General features: G+C 67.3%; 21 protein-coding genes. 19 read left to right on the forward strand and 2 right to left on the reverse strand.

Annotation, left to right across the window (positions count from 1 at the left end; all coding sequences use genetic code 11):
* The first annotated feature begins 257 nt into the window (after positions 1 to 257).
* The gene (locus ACIBNA_RS34790) at positions 258 to 827 is read left to right on the forward strand and encodes an SRPBCC family protein (RefSeq protein ID WP_399169166.1); all 570 of its coding nucleotides are present in this window, start codon (positions 258 to 260) and stop codon (positions 825 to 827) included.
* A gap of 49 nt (positions 828 to 876) precedes the next feature.
* On the opposite strand, the gene ACIBNA_RS34795 is transcribed toward ACIBNA_RS34790, so the two are convergent.
* The gene (locus ACIBNA_RS34795) at positions 877 to 1,083 is read right to left on the reverse strand and encodes a DUF3179 domain-containing (seleno)protein (protein WP_399169203.1); all 207 of its coding nucleotides are present in this window, start codon (positions 1,081 to 1,083) and stop codon (positions 877 to 879) included.
* A 182-nt stretch (positions 1,084 to 1,265) separates the two neighbouring features.
* Here ACIBNA_RS34795 and ACIBNA_RS34800 point away from each other — a divergent pair, with 182 nt between their 5' ends.
* The 3 genes from ACIBNA_RS34800 to ACIBNA_RS34810 are packed head-to-tail and all read left to right on the forward strand — an operon-like array spanning position 1,266 to position 3,017.
* The gene (locus tag ACIBNA_RS34800; RefSeq protein ID WP_399169168.1) at positions 1,266 to 1,721 is read left to right on the forward strand and encodes a MauE/DoxX family redox-associated membrane protein; all 456 of its coding nucleotides are present in this window, start codon (positions 1,266 to 1,268) and stop codon (positions 1,719 to 1,721) included.
* Positions 1,705 to 2,016: a mercury transporter gene (locus ACIBNA_RS34805; RefSeq protein ID WP_399169169.1), complete on the forward strand. Its 312-nt coding sequence runs from the start codon at positions 1,705 to 1,707 to the stop codon at positions 2,014 to 2,016. Before ACIBNA_RS34800 ends, ACIBNA_RS34805 begins: the two co-directional genes overlap by 17 nt.
* Positions 2,017 to 2,048: 32 nt before the next feature.
* Positions 2,049 to 3,017 (forward strand): radical SAM protein, encoded by a 969-nt coding sequence (locus ACIBNA_RS34810; RefSeq protein WP_399169170.1) that lies wholly within the window; start codon positions 2,049 to 2,051, stop codon positions 3,015 to 3,017.
* Between the two features lie 41 nt (positions 3,018 to 3,058).
* Here the strand turns inward: ACIBNA_RS34810 and ACIBNA_RS34815 are convergent, their stop codons facing one another.
* On the reverse strand, positions 3,059 to 4,057 hold the full coding sequence (locus tag ACIBNA_RS34815) for an ABC transporter ATP-binding protein (RefSeq protein ID WP_399169171.1): 999 nt from the start codon (positions 4,055 to 4,057) through the stop codon (positions 3,059 to 3,061).
* Between the two features lie 613 nt (positions 4,058 to 4,670).
* On the opposite strand from ACIBNA_RS34815, the gene ACIBNA_RS34820 reads away from it, so the two are divergent.
* The 15 genes from ACIBNA_RS34820 to ACIBNA_RS34890 all read left to right on the forward strand — a co-directional run bounded on the left by ACIBNA_RS34820 (position 4,671) and on the right by ACIBNA_RS34890 (position 18,238).
* Complete coding sequence (locus ACIBNA_RS34820) at positions 4,671 to 5,267, forward strand: YybH family protein (RefSeq protein WP_399169172.1); 597 nt, start codon at positions 4,671 to 4,673, stop codon at positions 5,265 to 5,267.
* 157 nt (positions 5,268 to 5,424) lie between these two features.
* A complete protein-coding gene (locus tag ACIBNA_RS34825) occupies positions 5,425 to 6,633 on the forward strand; it encodes a 3-deoxy-7-phosphoheptulonate synthase (RefSeq protein WP_399169173.1) in 1,209 nt (402 codons plus the stop codon).
* Entirely contained in the window at positions 6,621 to 7,244 is a 624-nt protein-coding gene (locus tag ACIBNA_RS34830) for an isochorismatase family protein (protein ID WP_399169174.1), read from the forward strand. Before ACIBNA_RS34825 ends, ACIBNA_RS34830 begins: the two co-directional genes overlap by 13 nt.
* Positions 7,241 to 9,145: an anthranilate synthase family protein gene (locus ACIBNA_RS34835; protein WP_399169175.1), complete on the forward strand. Its 1,905-nt coding sequence runs from the start codon at positions 7,241 to 7,243 to the stop codon at positions 9,143 to 9,145. The genes ACIBNA_RS34830 and ACIBNA_RS34835 overlap by 4 nt, the downstream gene beginning before the upstream one ends.
* The gene (locus tag ACIBNA_RS34840; RefSeq protein ID WP_399169176.1) at positions 9,142 to 9,489 is read left to right on the forward strand and encodes a hypothetical protein; all 348 of its coding nucleotides are present in this window, start codon (positions 9,142 to 9,144) and stop codon (positions 9,487 to 9,489) included. The genes ACIBNA_RS34835 and ACIBNA_RS34840 overlap by 4 nt, the downstream gene beginning before the upstream one ends.
* The gene (gene phzG, locus ACIBNA_RS34845; RefSeq protein WP_399169177.1) at positions 9,486 to 10,103 is read left to right on the forward strand and encodes a phenazine biosynthesis FMN-dependent oxidase PhzG; all 618 of its coding nucleotides are present in this window, start codon (positions 9,486 to 9,488) and stop codon (positions 10,101 to 10,103) included. Before ACIBNA_RS34840 ends, phzG begins: the two co-directional genes overlap by 4 nt.
* Positions 10,104 to 10,145: 42 nt before the next feature.
* The gene (asnB, locus tag ACIBNA_RS34850; protein WP_399169179.1) at positions 10,146 to 12,005 is read left to right on the forward strand and encodes an asparagine synthase (glutamine-hydrolyzing); all 1,860 of its coding nucleotides are present in this window, start codon (positions 10,146 to 10,148) and stop codon (positions 12,003 to 12,005) included.
* Between the two features lie 45 nt (positions 12,006 to 12,050).
* Positions 12,051 to 12,452 (forward strand): RidA family protein, encoded by a 402-nt coding sequence (locus ACIBNA_RS34855; protein ID WP_399169180.1) that lies wholly within the window; start codon positions 12,051 to 12,053, stop codon positions 12,450 to 12,452.
* 125 nt (positions 12,453 to 12,577) lie between these two features.
* Entirely contained in the window at positions 12,578 to 13,069 is a 492-nt protein-coding gene (locus tag ACIBNA_RS34860; protein ID WP_399169181.1) for a PhzA/PhzB family protein, read from the forward strand.
* An 82-nt stretch (positions 13,070 to 13,151) separates the two neighbouring features.
* Positions 13,152 to 13,562: a VOC family protein gene (locus ACIBNA_RS34865; RefSeq protein WP_399169182.1), complete on the forward strand. Its 411-nt coding sequence runs from the start codon at positions 13,152 to 13,154 to the stop codon at positions 13,560 to 13,562.
* Positions 13,563 to 13,601: 39 nt separating this feature from the next.
* The gene (locus ACIBNA_RS34870; protein WP_274814542.1) at positions 13,602 to 13,976 is read left to right on the forward strand and encodes a DUF4186 domain-containing protein; all 375 of its coding nucleotides are present in this window, start codon (positions 13,602 to 13,604) and stop codon (positions 13,974 to 13,976) included.
* 138 nt (positions 13,977 to 14,114) lie between these two features.
* Positions 14,115 to 15,122 carry a methyltransferase gene (locus ACIBNA_RS34875; protein ID WP_399169183.1) on the forward strand — a complete coding sequence of 336 codons (1,008 nt, stop codon included), beginning with the start codon at positions 14,115 to 14,117 and terminating at the stop codon, positions 15,120 to 15,122.
* 62 nt (positions 15,123 to 15,184) lie between these two features.
* Positions 15,185 to 15,661, forward strand: coding sequence for a DUF488 family protein (locus ACIBNA_RS34880; RefSeq protein ID WP_399169184.1), 477 nt, complete (start codon positions 15,185 to 15,187; stop codon positions 15,659 to 15,661).
* Positions 15,661 to 17,334, forward strand: a complete 1,674-nt coding sequence (locus tag ACIBNA_RS34885) for an asparaginase domain-containing protein (protein WP_399169185.1) — start codon at positions 15,661 to 15,663, stop codon at positions 17,332 to 17,334. Before ACIBNA_RS34880 ends, ACIBNA_RS34885 begins: the two co-directional genes overlap by 1 nt.
* A gap of 52 nt (positions 17,335 to 17,386) precedes the next feature.
* On the forward strand, positions 17,387 to 18,238 hold the full coding sequence (locus ACIBNA_RS34890; RefSeq protein WP_399169186.1) for a PhzF family phenazine biosynthesis protein: 852 nt from the start codon (positions 17,387 to 17,389) through the stop codon (positions 18,236 to 18,238).
* Positions 18,239 to 18,250: the final 12 nt, after the last annotated feature.

The following is an 18,250-nucleotide window of genomic DNA, read 5'->3' on the forward strand; positions in this document are numbered from 1 at the left end:
GATCAGGTCGCAGGGAAGCGACTGTTCTGCTCGGTGCCGGCGAGCGGGGTCTGGTGCGTGCCTCTGCAAGGCGGAGGAGGGCGTCGACGCGATGGGGGTCCCCCCTTGCTCGAGCGAAGTCGAGAGCTTGGGGGAGTCGGCAACCGACGACAACGCCGCAGAGGTGCGTGCCAGACCCCGCGTCTGCGGCATGATCCAAACGACAGGCCCTAGCGTCGGACGGGAGACAGGGACGGACGTGTGGAGAGGTCGGGGCGATGGTGCGGATCGGTGCTCTGGCGGCGGTGACCGCGGCCGGCACGGGCGTGGCGGCCGGGTATCTGGGGCTGGTGACCGGAGCGGTGCCGCTCGATCTCGGGGTGGGCCGGCGCACGCGCCCGCTCGGCCCGCGAAGCGTCGACATCGCCGCACCGCGCGAGGCGGTCTTCGAGGTGATCGCTCAGCCCTATCTCGGCCGAGCGACCCGGGCCATGCGCGAGAAGGTCACGGTGCTGGAGCAGGGCAGCGACATGGTGCTCGCCGCACACCGCACCCCCGTCCTGGGCGGGCGGCTGACGGCGACGACGGTGGAGACCGTGCGGTTCGCCCGGCCGGAGCGTGTCGATTTCCGCTTGGTGCGCGGGCCCGTCCCGGCGGTCACCGAGACGTTTGAACTCACCGAGGAGCAGGGGGGTACACGGCTGGTGTACCGCGGCGAGCTGGGCACCGACCTGTGGGCGCTGGGCCGATGGTGGGGCGATGCGGTCGCCCCGCGCTGGGAGGCGGCCGTCGCGGCCACACTGGAGGCGGTCAAGCAGGAGGCGGAGCGGCGCGCGGCCCCCGGCTGAGCGGCAGACCGGCGGGCCGGGCCCTGCGGCTCCTGCGGGGCGGAGCGCGTCAGGTTCCGGCCGTGCCGGTCGCTGCCGCGATCGCCGCCGTGACGGTTTCCGCAGTTCTTGTGCGTCCGTCCGGGTCGTACCACACCAGCACCTGCTGCGGGTACGCCCTCACCTCGCCCCGATACCGCAGGCCGAACACCGGCTCGTCCTCCGAGAGGAAGTCGGCGTCGGCTGGGACGAAGCGGGGCTTGTCGATGGCGGGGATCCCGCTGCCGCCGTGGCGGGCGGTGGGCTTGCTGACTGTTCACCTGCCACCTCCCGATTCCTCGGGACGCGGGCTCGCGCGGTGGCGAACACCGCTTCGCACCTTCGATCGCCGGAGGCGAGAGGGTGGTTCGGTGAGCGCGCTTACAGTTCTCGCCCTCCCCAGCGGCCTACGGTCGGATCATGGTGCTGAGGATCGTGCTCGGGACGGTGTACACGGCGATGGCCCTGGGCCAGATCGCCTCCTTCGGGCACATGTCGCAGATTCTGTCCGCATACGGGCTGGTGATCGGGGGCGCCGCGACGATGCTGGCCGTGGCGCTGATCGCGGGCGAGCTGGTGTGCGGGATCTGGTTTCTGGCCCGGCCGCGGTCGAAGGCCCTGGCGCCGGTGTGGGTGTACACGGGCGTGTCGGTGGTGTGGTCGCTGCTGGCGGTGCAGGCGTACGCCCGGGGCCTGGCAGTGGACAACTGCGGCTGCTTCGGGATCTACCTGTCCCAGCGGCTGAGCTGGTTCGTGCTGCTCCAGGACGCCCTGATCCTGCTCTACGCCGCCTTGCTGGTCCGCTCCGCCCGCACGGCGTCGGCCCCCTCGCACGGCGACCGGGAGGAGGCGAGCCGCCGTGTCGTCATCCCGTGAGCGTTCCGGTCTCGGTGGCCTGGCGGCGGCCGTGGGTGCCGCGCTGCTGGTGATGGTGTGCTGTGCGGGCCCCCTGCTCGTCGCCGGCGGAGCACTCAGCGCCCTCGGCGGGGTCCTGGCCAATGGGTGGCTGATCTCCGTCGGCGCGGTCATCCTTTTCGCCGGCGCCGGCTACACCCTGCACTGCCGGGCCCTTCGCCGCCGGGGCGCCGGGCCAGACGACTGCTGCCCGACGATCCCGGCCTCACCTGCGTGGCACTCGGGCGACATCGCAGACCGTGACGTTGCCCGGTGAGTGAAGGAAGCCGATCTATGGAGGTGTTCCGCGTGACCCAGACACCCGCGCCCCGGCGCAAGGTGGACCGCGACGAGGTGTTCGTGGAGTTCACCAAGTCGATCTGCCCGATGTGCAAGACGCCCGTTGACGCGCAGGTCAACATCCATGACAGCAAGGTGTACTTGCGTAAACGCTGCCGTGAGCACGGTGAGTTCGAGGCGCTGGTGTACGGGGACGCCGAGGAGTACCTGTCCTCGGCCCGGTTCAACAAGCCCGGCACGATCCCGCTCACCTTCCAGACCGAGGTGAAGGACGGCTGTCCGTCGGACTGCGGGCTGTGCCCGGAGCACAAGCAGCACGCCTGCCTGGGGATCATCGAGGTCAACACCGGCTGCAACCTGGACTGCCCGATCTGCTTCGCCGACTCCGGCCACCAGAGCGACGGTTATGCGATCACCCACGAGCAGTGCGAGCGGATGCTCGACGCCTTCGTCGCCTCGGAGGGGGAGGCGGAGGTGGTGATGTTCTCCGGCGGCGAGCCCACCATCCACAAGCACATCCTCGACTTCATCGACCTCGCTCAGGCCCGCCCCGTCAAGAACGTCAACCTCAACACCAACGGCATCCGCCTGGCCACCGACAAGACCTTCGTCGCCGAGCTCGGCAAACGCAACCGGGTGGCGGGCCGGTCGGTGAACGTCTACCTGCAGTTCGACGGCTTCGACGAACGTACCCACCTTGAGATCAGGGGCCGGGACCTGCGGACGCTCAAGCAGCGGGCCCTGGACAACTGCGCGGAGGCCGGTCTGACCGTCACCCTCGTCGCGGCGGTCGAACGCGGCCTGAACGAGCACGAACTCGGCGCGATCATCGAGTACGGCATCGACCACCCCGCCGTACGGTCCGTGGCGTTCCAGCCGGTCACCCACTCCGGCCGACATGTGGAGTTCGACCCTCTGAACCGAAGCGAGCATCAAGACCCATCTGCAACACATCTACGACAAACTCGGCGTTCGTGATCGAGCCTCGGCGGTGGCCGAGGGCTACCGCCGTCGCCTGCTCACGTGACGCCAGGAGTCCCGCCGGGAACAGCACACCGAAGATGACGGTGGCAGGGTCTCGAAGGAAGAGATTCGTCTCGACCTTGACCATCTTCAGAAGAGCACGCATCAGTCACCCCTCCTCTCGGAGGGTTCCGGGGACTCCGGGGCGCGTCCCAATCCTCCGCCACGACCTGCGCTCTGGCGAGAGCCCCTGCGACGCTGCTCAGAAGCTGTCCCCTGCCGGTGACCAGCCAGCGGCCCTCGGTGATCTCGACATGGGTCACGTCGGGAAGCTCGGTCAGGACACTCTTGTCCAGCGGTTGACTCACGCGGAACCGGACCTGCTGCACCGCGCTCGACCGCGTAATCAGCCCTGCGGGCGTATCCACCGCAGCAACCCGGCCACCGTCGATGACGGCGATCCGGTCGCTGAGACGCTCCGCCTCATCCATGAAGTGCGTGACAAGGAGGATCGTGACGCCCGTGTCACGAACCCGCTCAACGAGGCTCCAGGTGTCGCGCCTCGCCTGCGGGTCCAGTCCCGTCGTGAGCTCGTCGAGAATCGCGACCTTCGGATTGCCGACCAGAGCGAGTGCGATCGAAAGCCGCTGCTTCTGCCCGCCCGAGAGAGCCTTGTACTGCGTGTTGCGCTTCTCAGCGAGACCAAGGAGCTCCATGAGCCCGCGCCGGTCGGCGGGGTTCCGGTAGAAGGAGCTGTAGAGCTCGAGGGCTTCGGCGACCTTGATCGCGTCCGGGAAGCTGCTCTCCTGCAGTTGCACGCCGAGTCGCTCACGCACCTCCGCCCGGTCCTTGATCGGGTCGAGTCCCAGCAAAGAGATCGAGCCCGAGTCGGGCGTTCGCAGGCCGGCGATGCTCTCGACGGTTGTAGTCTTGCCGGCGCCGTTGGGCCCGATGATGCCGAAGATCTCCCCCTCTTCAACGGTGAAGGAGACGTCGTCGACGGCAACGTGCCGCCCGTAGCGCTTGTGCAGATGGCGCACTTCCAATGCGGTCATACCGCGAAGTTACGGGCGCCCCGCACGCCGCCACATCGACCGTAGCGTCTGAGCTTGGGTTGATTCGCGCCTCCACCGTTCGGTGGATCTACAGCACCTTGCGGAGCGCCCGAAGCCCTGTTGGTTGTCGCGCTATCTGTCACCGCGGCACGCGGCTGGCCTGGGGGACGGAGGTGGAACCGACATGCTCGACCTCCCACGCCGGACCCAGTGCTCGGATCGACTCAACCACCCAGCGAGCGACGCGCCAGCAATACACCCCCGTCTGCGAAGAGCCTCAAAAACCGCGCCGCTGACCAGCACGAACGCATCAACGATCAAGAACTACAGCCGCCAAGGTGGTTTACGACTGCACGGCCGGAAAAGCCAAACATTGACACCCGCCGCATTTCTCCAGGACTTGACAGAGGTCAACCTCGGACGATTATATGACTGCCATCACGGGGACGGGATGGCAAACGGGGGCCGGTGAGACCACACCCGCCAGAAAACGGATCGCGGTATTCCGCAGCAAACGGATCGCGGTATTCCCTCGAGGAGCAGGGGCCGAGGGTCCAACGCTGCAGACGCGTTGCATTTACCTGGTTGCCATCTCCAGTTTGGGGGAGATGTCATGAATAGGATCATGCGCACGTTGCCGATCGCTGCCACGGCCGTTTTGCTGACGGCTGGGAGCCTCGTCGGCCCCACCTTCATCCTCCAGGCCGAGACGACGAATGCGTCGCCGGCCGCGAGCAACTCAACTGCCACCACGACCTCCGCGGATATCAGCGGTGCGCGGGCCGCCGCCAAGACCCCCGCCCAGTTGCTGGAGTTCCTGGGCGAGCGGATCAAGGCCAAGGACGTGGACGGAATCATCGCTCTCCATGAGCCCGAAGCGGCGATTGTCGATTACGACGGATCGATTGTCAGGGGCCACAAGGAAATACGGGAGTTCTACGTCGAGTGGTTCAAGTCGGATCCGGTGCTCACGGTCAACCCTCGCCAAACTGTGCTGGCGGGAGGCAAGCGCACAGGTGAGAAAGTACGTGGCCGTACGGCAGCCATAATGGGCGACTATTCCCTGGAGCAGACCGGGCCGGATGGTACCCGCGAGAGCTTCACCGGGAGTTTCTGCGACACCGTACAAGAGCAGCCGAATGGTACGTGGCTGTACGTCCAGGATAATCCCTACCCGCCCCACGGCAGCGGAACATCGGCCCACCACTGATCGGGCCACCTCGGCGGTCTCGTCTTCTTCAAGCTCAGCGACTGGTCGGCGAGCCGACTGCACAGACGGGAGTCACTCCGCCACCGGCCATCGGTGGCCGGTCATCGGTTGATGCGCGAATAGCGAGTTGCCGACATGTCCGAGGTTTGGAGAGAACTTGAACGTCACCTCGCTGGAAGTTTCGCGGGCCCCGGTGGCGCGGCAGCAGCCTCAGTGGGAGGACCCGGCACAGGTCGAGCAGGTCCGGGATGTGCTGGCGGCCCTTCCCCCGCTCGTGGAGGCCGAATCGCTGAGCAGGCTCCGGGAGTTGCTCGCCGGGGTTGCCGCCGGGCAGGCGCAGGTGGTGCAGGGGGGTGACTGCGCGGAGGATCCCGCGGAATGCACCGCGGGTGACGTGGAGCGGAAGGCGGGACTCCTCAACGTGCTCGCCGGCGTCATGAACGCGATTACTCATCAGCCGGTGGTGCGGGTGGGCCGGATCGGAGGCCAGTACGCCAAGCCACGGTCGGCGCACACCGAGTGGGTCGACGGCGTCGAGATCCCGGTGTACCGGGGGCACATGGTGAACGGTCCGGAGCCGGACCCGGAAGCGCGGCGGGCCGATCCCCGGCGCCTCTTGGCGGGCTACCGGGCGGCGAGCCAGCTCATGGCCAACCTCACCCCGACGCCGCGGGCGCGCATCGAGCCGGCCGTGTGGACCAGCCACGAGGCTCTGCTGCTCGACTACGAGATCCCCATGCTGCGTCGGGACCGGGAGGGTCGCCTCGCGCTCACTTCCACTCATTGGCCGTGGATCGGCGAGCGAACCCGCCAGCTCGAGGGGGCCCACGTCGCGCTGTTGGCAGATGTGGTCAACCCGGTTGCTTGCAAGGTCGGGCCGCGAATGACCGTCCCCGATCTGCTCGGGCTGTGCGCGCGGCTCGACCCTGGACGGGAGCCGGGCCGACTTACCTTGATCGCTCGGATGGGTGCTGAGGCGACCATGGATCTGCTGCCGCCGTTGGTCCGGGCCGTGCGCGCCGCCGGACACCCGGTGATCTGGCTGGTCGACCCCATGCACGCCAACACGGTGACCACCGCCGAGGGACGCAAGACCCGAGTCGTGGAGACGATCATCCGGGAGGTCACCGCGTTCCAGGTCGCGGTTCGCACAGCCGGCGGAATACCGGGCGGGATACATCTGGAGACCACCCCCGATGCGGTGACCGAATGCGTCGACGCCCACTACGGCACCGACCGGATCGGTGAGAAGTACACGACGTTGTGCGACCCGCGACTCAACCCCCGCCAGGCGGTATCGGTGGTCTCGGCCTGGCAGGCGCAGATGATGACGAACCGGGCCGAGGGAGAACCGTGCCGGGCATAGCGCCGATCCCAGGCTACCCACTGCCGACGAAGGGCGAACTGCCCGTCAACACCGCGCAGTGGACCCTCGACTCGCGCCGGGCGGTGCTGCTCGTGCACGACATGCAGCGCTATTTCCTCGCACCGTTTCCCTCGTCGGTGCGTGACCCGCTGGTACGTCACTGTGCGCTGCTGCGGGAGCGCTGCGCCGCGCTCGAGGTCCCGGTGTTCTACACCGCGCAACCCGGTGGCATGACGGAGCAGGAACGCGGCCTGCTGAAGGACTTCTGGGGTCCGGGCATGAGGGTGGACCCCCTCGATCGTCTGGTCGTCGAGGAGCTCGCACCCCGGCCGGCGGACCGGGTGCTCACCAAGTGGCGCTACAGCGCGTTCTTCCGCTCGGAACTGCTGGCGCGGATGCGCGACCAGGACCGCGACCAGCTGATCATCTGCGGCGTGTACGCGCACGTCGGCGTACTGGTGACGGCCATCGAGGCGTTCACCAACGACATCCAGCCGTTCCTGGTCGCCGACGCCGTTGGCGACTTCTCCGCCGAGTACCACCGGCTGGCCCTGGACTACGCGGCCGCTCGCTGCTCGGTGGTCACCACCACCGAGGAGGTCTTCCGATGAACTCCCCTCACTTACTCGATCACGTGCTGGGACCCAACCCCGGCGCCTTCGCCCTCTTGCACCGCCCCGAGACCCTCGGCCCGGACCGAATGGAGATCCTGCTGGGCCAGGTCAGCACCCCGGCCCGGCTCGCCGACATCCCGCTGGCCGACCGGACCGGGCGGCCCGGCGAGGCCCGGCAGGAAGCGCTGGTCCTGGTGCCGCACCAGCAGATCACCGAGCGCGGCTTCGCCGCCGCCGAGGACGGTTCACCGCTGCTCGCGATGTCGGTGACCGACCAGGGTCGCATCGCCACGTCCGAGGCGCTGAGATGCCTGCCGGACGAGCCGATCGCCCTGACCGGTGGGCGTTTCGACACCGAGGACGACGCCTACGCCGACACGGTTCGCGCGGTGCTCGACAACGAGATAGGCACCGGAGAGGGCTCGAACTTCGTCATCAAGCGCTCGTTCGTCGCCACCATCACCGGATATTCCACGCGCAGCGCACTGAGCCTGTTCCGCCGGTTGCTCACCCGGGAGACCGGCGCCTACTGGACCTTCCTCGTGCACACCGGCACTCGGACCTTCGTCGGCGCCACACCGGAGCGCCACGTCAGCCTGCGAGACGGCGTCGCGGCGATGACCCCGATCAGCGGCACCTACCGCTACCCGCCGACAGGACCGGTGCTGTCGGAGGTCATGGACTTCCTCACCGACGGCAAAGAGACCGACGAGTTGTACATGGTCTTGGACGAGGAACTGAAAATGATGGCCCGGGTCTGCCAGGGCGGAGGCCGAGTGGTGGGCCCGTTCCTGCGGGAAATGGCCTGGCTTGCGCACACCGAGTACATCATCGAGGGGCGCAGCGACCTCGATCCCCGGGACATCCTGCGGGAAACGATGTTCGCCCCCACAGTGACCGGCAGCCCGCTGGAGAACGCCTGCCGGGTGATCGCCCGCTACGAGCCGCGCGGCCGCGGCTACTACGGGGGCGTCGCGGCCCTCATCGGCCGGGACGCCGGCGGCGCGCGCACCCTGGACTCCGCCATCCTCATCCGCACCGCCGACATCAGTACCTCGGACCTCGACGACAGCGGTCACGTCGAGGTGGGGGTGGGCGCAACGCTGGTCCGGCACTCCGACCCCGACGCCGAGGTCGCCGAGACCCGCACCAAGGCCGCGGGCCTGCTTTCGGCGCTGGGCGCCGACGAGCGGCTCGACGAGCACCCGGTGGTCCAGGAAGCCCTGGGGAGGCGCAACGCGACGATCGCGCGCTTCTGGCTCAGCGACGCCGACTCGCGAGCACAACCGCAGCCGGTGCTGGCCGGCCGCCGGGCGCTGATCATTGATGCCGAGGACACCTTCAGCGCGATGCTGGCCCACCAACTGCGCGCCATCGGGCTGACGGTGGAGCTCACCCGCTTCGACGCGGTCCACCGCTTCGACGACCACGATCTCGTCGTTCTGGGCCCCGGTCCCGGTGACCCGCGAGAGGCCGACCATCCCAGGATGGCGCACCTCACCTCGGCGATCGAGCACTTGCTGTCCCGGCGCACCCCCTTTCTGGCCGTGTGCCTGAGCCATCAGTTGCTGTGCCGGCACCTCGGGCTCGGGCTGAGGCGCCGGGAGGTCCCGAACCAGGGCACCCAGCGCGAGATCGACCTGTTCGGCTCGCGGGAACGGGTGGGCTTCTACAACTCTTACGTGGCCTGCGGGCGAGCCGAGCAGTTGGAGGTGCCTGGCGTCGGCGAGGTGAAGGTCAGCCTGGACGCCGACACGGGCGAGGTACATGCCCTGCGCGGGCCGCACTTCAGCTCGGTGCAGTTCCACCTCGAATCGGTGCTCACCCAGGACGGGGAGCGCCTCCTGGGAGAGCTGCTGGCGCCGCTGACGGAGACCGAGGAGGTACTGAACGCATGAAAGCCACCATCTCCTGGTGGGACCTTGCCGGGTCCGACCAGACCATCGACTCCCTACGCGTCTACCTGCGAGAAGAAGGCGTGGAGCCGTGGGCGCAGATTCAGGGGCTGCGGTTGAAGTTCTGGATCTCCGACCGGGAGACCAACCGCTGGGGCGCGGTGATGCTGTGGGAGTCCACAGCCGACCTGACGGCACCGATGCCGCCGAACCGGGCCACCGAGCTCATCGGATACCCGCCGACTCACCGAATGGCGACCGACGTCGAGGCCATCGTCGAAGGCGTCCACTCCGGCCAACTGGCCGATCGCGGCCTGGCCTTCGAACCGGTCAGGAAGTCGTCGTGAGCGCATCGACCCAACCGCCGGGTGCCGACGAGTTCTCCACCCCGCCCGCCGAACCGATGGGCCTGCTCAAGGCCTGGTTCGACAGCGCGGTCGCGAACGCCGTCCGCGAGCCGGGCGCGCTGGCACTGGCCTCCGCCGATGCCCGCGGTCATGCCTCCAACCGGATCGTGCAGGTGCTCGCGGTTCGCGATACCGGTTTGGTGTTCGCCAGCCACGCCAACAGCCGCAAGGGCCGAGAACTGGCCGAGACGGGCTGGGCATCAGGCGTCCTCTACTGGCGCGAGGCCGGCCGCCAGGTGATCGTGTCCGGCCCGACCCATCCGTTGCCCGACGAGGAATCCGATGCCCTGTGGGCCGCCCGGCCGGTCGGCACGCACCCGATGTCGGTGGCTTCGCATCAGAGCGCGCCACTGCCGGACGAGGACGCGTTACGGAAGCAGGCCCGGGAACTGGGCCGCGACGGCTTGGCGCTGCCTCGCCCGGCCGTCTGGCTGGGCTATCTGCTTCAGCCCGCGTCGGTCGAGTTCTGGCAGGCCGACCCGGACCGGTTGCACCAGAGGCTGCGGTACGAGCGTGACGGCCCCGGCTGGCGTGCCGGCCGGCTCCAACCGTGACCGCGCCCTGGACCGTGCACGCGAGAGGAAGAAGGCGAATCGATGTGTGGAATTGCGGGATGGGTCTCGTTCGATCGGGATCTGACTCAGCACCGCGCGGACCTGGACGCGATGACAGCGACCATGGCCTGCCGGGGACCGGACGCCGAGGGCACCCGGCTTGACCGGCACGCGGCGCTCGGCCATCGAAGGCTGGCCGTCATCGACATCGAAGGCGGCAACCAGCCCATGTGGGTGGACACCGACGACGGTGCGGTGACGATCACCTACAGCGGTGAGGTCTACAACTTCCCTGAGCTCCGCAGCGAGTTACTCCGTCGAGGCCATCGGTTCCGGACCCGCAGCGATACCGAGGTGGTGCTTCATGGCTACCTGGAGTGGGGGGAAGCAGTCGCCGAACGGCTCAACGGCATGTACGCCTTCGCCGTCTGGGATGCCAGGACCGACAAGCTCGTGATGATCCGCGACCGGTTGGGCGTCAAGCCGCTCTATTTCTCCAGTACCGATGACGGGGTGCTGTTCGGCTCCGAGCCGAAGGCGATCCTCGCCAACCCGCTGGCGGACCGGGCGGTCGACCTCGACGGACTGCGTGAGCTGGTCAGCTTCACCCAGACGCCAGGGGCTGCGGTGTGGTGCGGGATGCGCGAGGTGGTACCGGGTGGCGTGGTCACCGTCGACCGCGCCGGCCTGCGTGAACGCCGTTACTGGACCCTGCCGACCCGCCCTCACACCGATGACCGGCAGACCACCATCGCCACCGTGCGCACGCTGCTCGAGGACATCGTGGGCCGTCAGTTGGTCTCCGACGTGCCGCGCTGCACACTGCTTTCCGGTGGGCTGGACTCCAGCGTGATCACCGCACTGGCTGCCGCCAAGCTCGGCAGGCCCGGCGAGCACGGCGAGCCCGGCGAGAAGGTGCGCAGCTTCGCAGTGGATTTCGTCGGGCGGGAGGACGATTTCGTCGCCGACGACCTGCGCCCCACCACGGACGCCCCCTACGCGCGTGAGGTGGCCACGCACGTCGGCTCGCAGCATGAGGCCATCGTGCTCAACCATGCCGCGATTGCCGACCCGGGGGTGCGCCGTGCGGTCATCACCGCGCGGGACAGTCCGCTCAGCCTCGGTGACATGGATGCCTCGCTGTACTTGCTGTTTCAAGCCATTCGTGAGCATTCCACGGTCGCCCTGTCCGGGGAGTCCGCCGACGAGGTCTTCGGCGGATACAGGTGGTTCCACCAGCCGGAGGCACAGGCGGCGGACACCTTTCCCTGGATGGCCGTCTTTGTCAGCGGCGCGCGGGCCCAAGTGTCCGATCGGTTCAATGCCGATATCACGGCTGCACTGGACCTGCCCACGTATATTCGCGACCGCTACGCCGACGCGGTTGCCGAGGTCGAGCGGGCCGACGGTGAGAGCGACCACGAGATGCGGATGCGGGTGATGTGTTACCTGCACCTGACCCGTTTCGTCCGCATGCTCCTGGAGCGCAAGGACCGGATAAGCATGGCCGTCGGACTGGAGGTCCGGGTCCCCTTCTGCGACCACCGGCTCGTGGAGTATGTCTACAACACGCCGTGGTCATTGAAGACCTTCGACGGCAGGGAGAAGAGCCTGCTCCGCGCCGCGACTGCCGACCTGTTGCCGCAGTCGGTGCTGAATCGAGCCAAGGCTCCCTATCCGGCCACTCTCGATCCGCTGTACACCGGTGCTCTGCTACAACAGTGCAAGGAACTACTCTCGACCGATGATCCGGTGTTCGATCTGGTCGACCGTAGCTGGCTGGAAGAAATTGCGCGGCGAGACTCGGACGCGATGCCCATCGATGTCCGCAACGGCATGGAGCGAGTACTCGATCTGAGCACCTGGTTGGACATTTACCGCCCCGAGCTCCGTCTGCACTGAGTGCCAGTTACAAGAAACACGCATCTCACAGAAGAGGTAATCCACGTGTCACACACGATCGTCAATCCAGACGGTTTGCACGACCCCAGCCCGTTCGGCTACAGCCACACCGCCTCCGTCCCGGCCGGCGCGGAGCTGGTGTTCGTCTCGGGTCAGTACGGATCGGGCCCGGACGGCATGGTCGTCTCGAACGACTTCAACGAGCAGGTGCAGCAAGCGTTCAGCAACCTCGGCACGGCCCTTGCGGCCCACGGGCTTGACCTCACCGACGTCGTCCAGCTCAGGACGTATGTGGTGAACCCCGACTTCGACAAGCTCAAGGCAATCGGCCAGGCCGTGGCGAGCGGCGGCGCGGAGAAGCCGCCCACGCAAACCGTCATCGGGGTCGCCGGCTTGGCCATGCCCGACATCCTGTTCGAGGTAGAAGCGGTCGCCACGCGGTCCTGAAACTCTGCCGCCGCCCGTGTTCCGGGGGCTTCATCCGACCAAGGGCGGCGGCGCAGGGCCGTGCGACAAGCACCGAAAACAGGCCACGACCGGGCGGTCACATCATTGGAGTAGGGGGATTCAAGATGGCAGACACCACCGCGCAGCCCGAGGGATTCGACACCGACGCCGAACTCCGCCGCCGGCACCGTGAGGTCGTCGCGGATTACATGAGCCGAAAGGGCGAGAACCGCTTGACACGGTATCTCCTCTTCACCGAGGACGGCAGCGCCGGCCTGTACACCACTGACACCGGCGAACCTGTCGTCTCGCAGGGTCACGAAAAGCTCAAGGCGCACGGCGAGTGGTCGTTGCGCATGTTCCCCGACTGGGAATGGGTCAACGTCGAGATCTTCGAGACACAAGACCCCAACAGGTTCTGGGTCGAGTGTGACGGAAAGGGCGAGATCCGGTACCCGGACTACCCGCCCGGCTACTACCAGAACCACTTCATACACTCGTTCCTGCTCGAGAACGGGAAAATCAAGCAGAACCGCGAGTTCATGAACCCGTTCCAGCAGTTGCGCGCGTTGGGTATCGAGGTGCCGCAGATCAAGCGCGGCGGGATCCCCACGTAGGGACTTCCTCCCAGGGCTCGGACGGTTTGTCAGTGCCCGTTGCTAGGTTCAAGTTGTCCGCACTCTCAGCAAGGAGCATCAGATGGGATCTCAGCTCAACCCGTACATCGCCTTCAACGGCAACGCACGGCAGGCCATGGAGTTCTACCAGGAAGTCCTCGGCGGCAAGCTGGAGATGGGCACGGTCGGCGAGTTCGGTTCACCGGACGCGCCCAACGCCGACAAGATCATGCACGCCATGCTCAGCACCCCGGACGGCTACACGGTGATGGCGTGGGACGTCCCGCAGGAGGTGCCCTTCAACCCGGGCAACAACGTCGCGCTTTACCTCGGCGGCGACGACGCCAAACTCCGCGACTACTTCGAGAAGCTGTCCGCCGGCGGCATCGTGACGATGCCTCTGGAGAAGCAGGCGTGGGGTGACGAGGCCGGCTCGCTCGTGGACCAGTTCGGGATCACCTGGATGGTCAACATCAGCCAGCAGCGGTCCTGATCGACCACGGGCTACCGCGTTCGAACCAGCCCAGAACCGATGACGGACGAGTTGGATGACAGGTTGGACCGGATCGGGCGGCACCCCTTCCGCGCGAAGTTTCGGCTGCGCGGAAGGGACCGTGCGGTGGTCGACTTGCGCGGGATCATGACCGTCCGCAGGCACGCCGAGGATCTGATCGGTCGCAGGTTGGCCCCTGCAGAACCGCGCAACGACGGCCGTCAGACGCCCTACCGCGGACATCCCGTCTTCGTCGCCCAGCACGCCACCGCGACGTGCTGCCGCACCTGCCTCGCGCGCTGGCACGGCATCCCCGCCGGGCACGCACTCGACGACGCCGAGCGGGCCTACGTCGTGGAGGTGATCTGCCGGTGGATCGTGAAGCAGTACGCCCCCCACCACCCGCCGCCGTGACCTGTCGAGGCGCCACGGCCGGCTGACGGGTGAAGGGTGGGGATCTCCCGGTGTGTGGTGGGGCTGTCCGATGGTTCCGCTTCACACCGGGAGGTCCTCGGGGGCCCGGGTGCTCATGCGAAGGATGGGGAGGACTCAATGACAGTCGACGTGCAGGCCACTCGAGAGGTGGTCGACATCATCACCGGCGGGTGGAGGGCGCAGGCCCTGTACACCGCGGTCAAACTCAGACTGCCGGACCATATAGAGGCCGGCCGGACCACCTGCGGCGAACTCGCCAAATCGACGGGGGCCAATGAGAAGGGCCTTCACCGCCTGATGCGCCTCCTGGTGGCCATGGGCATATTCGAGGGCAGCGAGTCGACCGGCTACCGGAGTACCCAGGTGAGCGCAGCGCTGCTCGACGGCCCTCAGTCGCTGCGCGACATGTGCCTGCTCTACGGCGAGGAGTTCTACTCCGCCTGGGGTCACGCCCACCACGCCATCAGTACGGCAAGCTCGGGTTTCGAAGTCGCCTACGGCCAGTCGTTTTACGACTATCTCAGTCAGGACGCGGCCACCGCCAGGCGGTTCCAGCACACCATGAACGCCGGAAGCATGTTCTTCCACCAGGTACCGGAGATCTTCGACTTCTCCGGCGGCAAGATGGTCGTGGACGTGGGCGGAGGGGGCGGGCACCTCCTCGCCACGATCCTCGGCGCTGCACCAGATGCCAGAGGCACGCTCTTCGACCGCGAACACATGATGCCCAAGGCGCGTGAGCACCTGGCCGCCACCGTCGGACTGGACCGCGTCCACCTGGTGGGGGGCGACATGTTCGAAGACGTCCCGACGGGCGGGGACGTCTATATCCTCTGCCGAGTGCTGGCCGGCTGGGACGACGACGCGGTCGTCAAGGTCTTCGAGAACTGCCGCCGCGCCATGGCGGACTCCTCGTCGCGACTGCTGATCCTCGATCGTTTCGTCGAGGACGAGGACTCCACCGTGCTGCCTGCCCTCTGGGATCTGCACCTGTTGATGACAACGGGCGGCGAGCACCGCACCCTCGACCGGGTCACAGCGCTGCTGAACCGAGCCGGTCTGGACATTGCACGGATCGCCGAGTTGCCCATGGAGACGACCGCCCTGATCGCTGCCGCCGTGTGACGCGCCAGCGAACCGAATCAGCGGCAAGCAATCGAGCGGACGGGAGATCTGTGGTGCTCAAGGTGGCAACAATCGGCGTCTATGGCTTCGACGGCGAGTCCTACCTGCAACGACTGCAGCAGGCGAATGTCCGCCTGCTGCTCGACGTACGCCAGCGCCGCGGCGTGCGCGGACCCGAGTACGCCTGGGCGAACTCACGCCGGCTGCAGGCGGCCCTCGCCGCTGCCGGGATCGCCTACGAGCACCACCGGGAACTCGCCCCGACAACCGAGTTACGTCAGCTCCAGTACGCCGAGGACGACCGCCGCGGGGTCGGCAAACGCTCGCGCCGCGAGCTCGCCGCCGAGTACACCCGCCGCTACACGAGCGAGATCCTCGACCGCGCCGACCTCGCGCCGATCGTGTCGGCGCTGCCGAGCAGCGGGACCGCAGCGCTGTTCTGTGTCGAGCGCGACCCTGAGGCCTGCCATCGATCGTTGGTCGCCCAGCGGCTGACCGAGCGGCACGGCGTCGCGATCGAGCACCTGCGCCCGTTGTGATGCGTGAAATTCTTCCGGGCGGCGCACCGCGACCGCGGATCGCGGTGTTCGCCGGGCCGACGGCGACGATTCTCAACACACCGGACCTGATCACATCGAACAAGGCACGTACACGTCACGGTCTTCCGCCGCGCCCCGCGCACTTCGACGTCCTGCGCCCTCAGCGGCTCGCGGCACCCGTGACGGTCTACATCGAGGCGTTCAGCGCGCACCCACTCGAACGAGACGCAGCCCGCTTGTACGCTCCCCCGGACGGCTGGCTCGACAAGGACGGCACATTCCACCAGGAGCAGCCTCACGACCACGCCACACCGGTGTATGCCGTCGAACTCCATCCCGACGACGGTCTCTATCCCCTCCCCTACATGGCCAGACAAGCGGATGGGTCCGCTTGGGAGGAGACCGCGACCACACCGTTCGCACCACCGGAAGCAGCTCGACAAACGTTCTACCCCGATGCCCGCCGCCTCTACGAGGAGATCGAGCGGTTCGGCCTTGCCGACCACGGAACTCCCGTCGAGCTGTGGTCGATCGCCGACTTTGACTTCTTCCGCGCCGCTCCGTCGGGCGGATACACCGCAGACCCCGATTCCGAACGCCTCGGGCAGGACTTCTTCGTCTACTACCCGTACCACCTGCAGCGCGAACCCGGCCTGACGAACCTCGCCCAGGCGACCAATCAGGTCCAGGCTGTCCTCGCTACCGGAGAGTACGCCGGCGCTCAATGGCTCGAGGGAAGTCCGACCGTCGAGGAGACCTTGTACTGGCTCGGACTGATGGTCGATACGACGGTGCCACTCATCGGACACGCCGCTCAACGCCGTCACCAATCGTTGAGCGCCGACGGCGACCGCAACGTGGTGGACGGCGTGAAGTACATCGCGTCAGGCGTCGCCCTGGACGAACGGGGCGAAGACCGCGTGGGTGCCTGCGTGATCGTCGATGAACTCGTCTACGCGGCCCGGGACGTGACCAAGGTCGACGCCCGACCGGGGGGTTACGAAGTCACCGGTGGTCATGGTGGAGTCGTTGCCGACCTGGGTGGCTATGGCCCGCCTCAGCTCACGTACCTCCCCGCCCGTCGTCACACACATTGCTCGGATCTACGCCTCACCGTGCTCCCCAAGCAGGTGACTGGCGTCGCCGGCACATTGGACACGGGCGTGTCCTTGGTCGACGTTTCGATCAGGGACACCGACGGGCTCGTCCCCACCGCCATGCCGCACGTCACGATCACCAAGTACGGCCGGTACGCGGCGACGCGGATCGACACCGACAGTCCGTCCACGGCTGACGAGGAAGTGGAGATCCTCGCACGGATCAAAGCCAATCTCGCCACGGCGCCACTGGCCGGTTTCGTATGTGAAGGCATGTCACCGTTCGGGATGGCCGACCCGACGAGGAATGCGGCATTGAGCGTCGCCATCTTCGCCGGTATGCCGGTGGTCCGCACCGGCCGCGGCAACACCGGAGGCATGGCCTACCGGACCGACCCGACGTTCATCTCGGGCAACAACCTCACAGCTTCCAAGGCGCGCATGCTTCTCATGGCCGCGCTACTCAAACTTGGTGCACTTCCCCCTGCGGCCGATCCGTTCGACCCGACCTCTGACGAGTGTGCAGCAACAGAACAGGCAGTCGCTCGATACCAGACCCTGTTCGACACCCACTGACCTGGACTTCAGCGGATGAGCCGCGATGACCCGATGTCGAGGACGGAAACCGATGGGTACATATGAGTACGTGGTAGCCGACGTCTTCACCGACGTCCCGCTGGAAGGCAACCCGACTGCGGTCTTCGTGGATTCCGTCGGTATTTCTCCCGAGCGCATGCAGCAGATCGCGCAGGAGATGCACCTGTCGGAGACCGTTTTCGTCCTCCCCGCGGAAGACGACGGTGACGTACGGGTCCGGATCTTCACCCCGGTGAACGAGTTGCCGTTCGCCGGGCATCCGACCCTTGGTACCGCCATCGTGCTCGGCGAGTCGAACGCGGCGGAGACGATCCGGATGGAGACCGCCATGGGCACTGTGGCGTTCCGTCTTGAGCGGGCCGGCGACGGCCGGGTCGGCGCGGCCCGCATGACGCAACCCATCCCCACGTGGGAGCTCTACGACCATGCGGACGAGTTGCTCGCCGGTCTCGGTCTGGCGGCGTCCACCTGCACCCTGCCGGTCGAGGTCTACTGCAACGGACCGCGGCACGTGTTCGTCGGCCTGGACAGCGTGGCTGCGCTCTCCGCTGTGGAGCCGGACCAGAGGATTCTCGCCAGGCTTCCCGATATGGCCGCCAACTGCTTCGCGGGTTCGGGTTCGCGATGGAGGCTGCGGATGTTCTCGCCCGCCTATGGCGTGGTGGAGGACGCGGCCACCGGCTCGGCCGCTGGCTCTCTCGCGGTACACCTCGCCCGGCACGGTCTGATCCCGTTCGGGGAGTGGATCGAGATCCGCCAGGGTGTCGAGATCGGCCGTCCTTCGACGATGCAGGCTCGGGCCATGGGGACGTCGGAACGGATCGAGTCGGTCCAGGTGGCGGGGTCCGCCGTCGTCGTCGCCCGGGGAACGCTGTACGCGTAGGTGTGACGGCGG

Source organism: Streptomyces sp. NPDC050164 (assembly GCF_044459945.1).
In the GTDB taxonomy this organism is placed as follows: Bacteria; Actinomycetota; Actinomycetes; order Streptomycetales; family Streptomycetaceae; genus Streptomyces; species Streptomyces coeruleorubidus_A.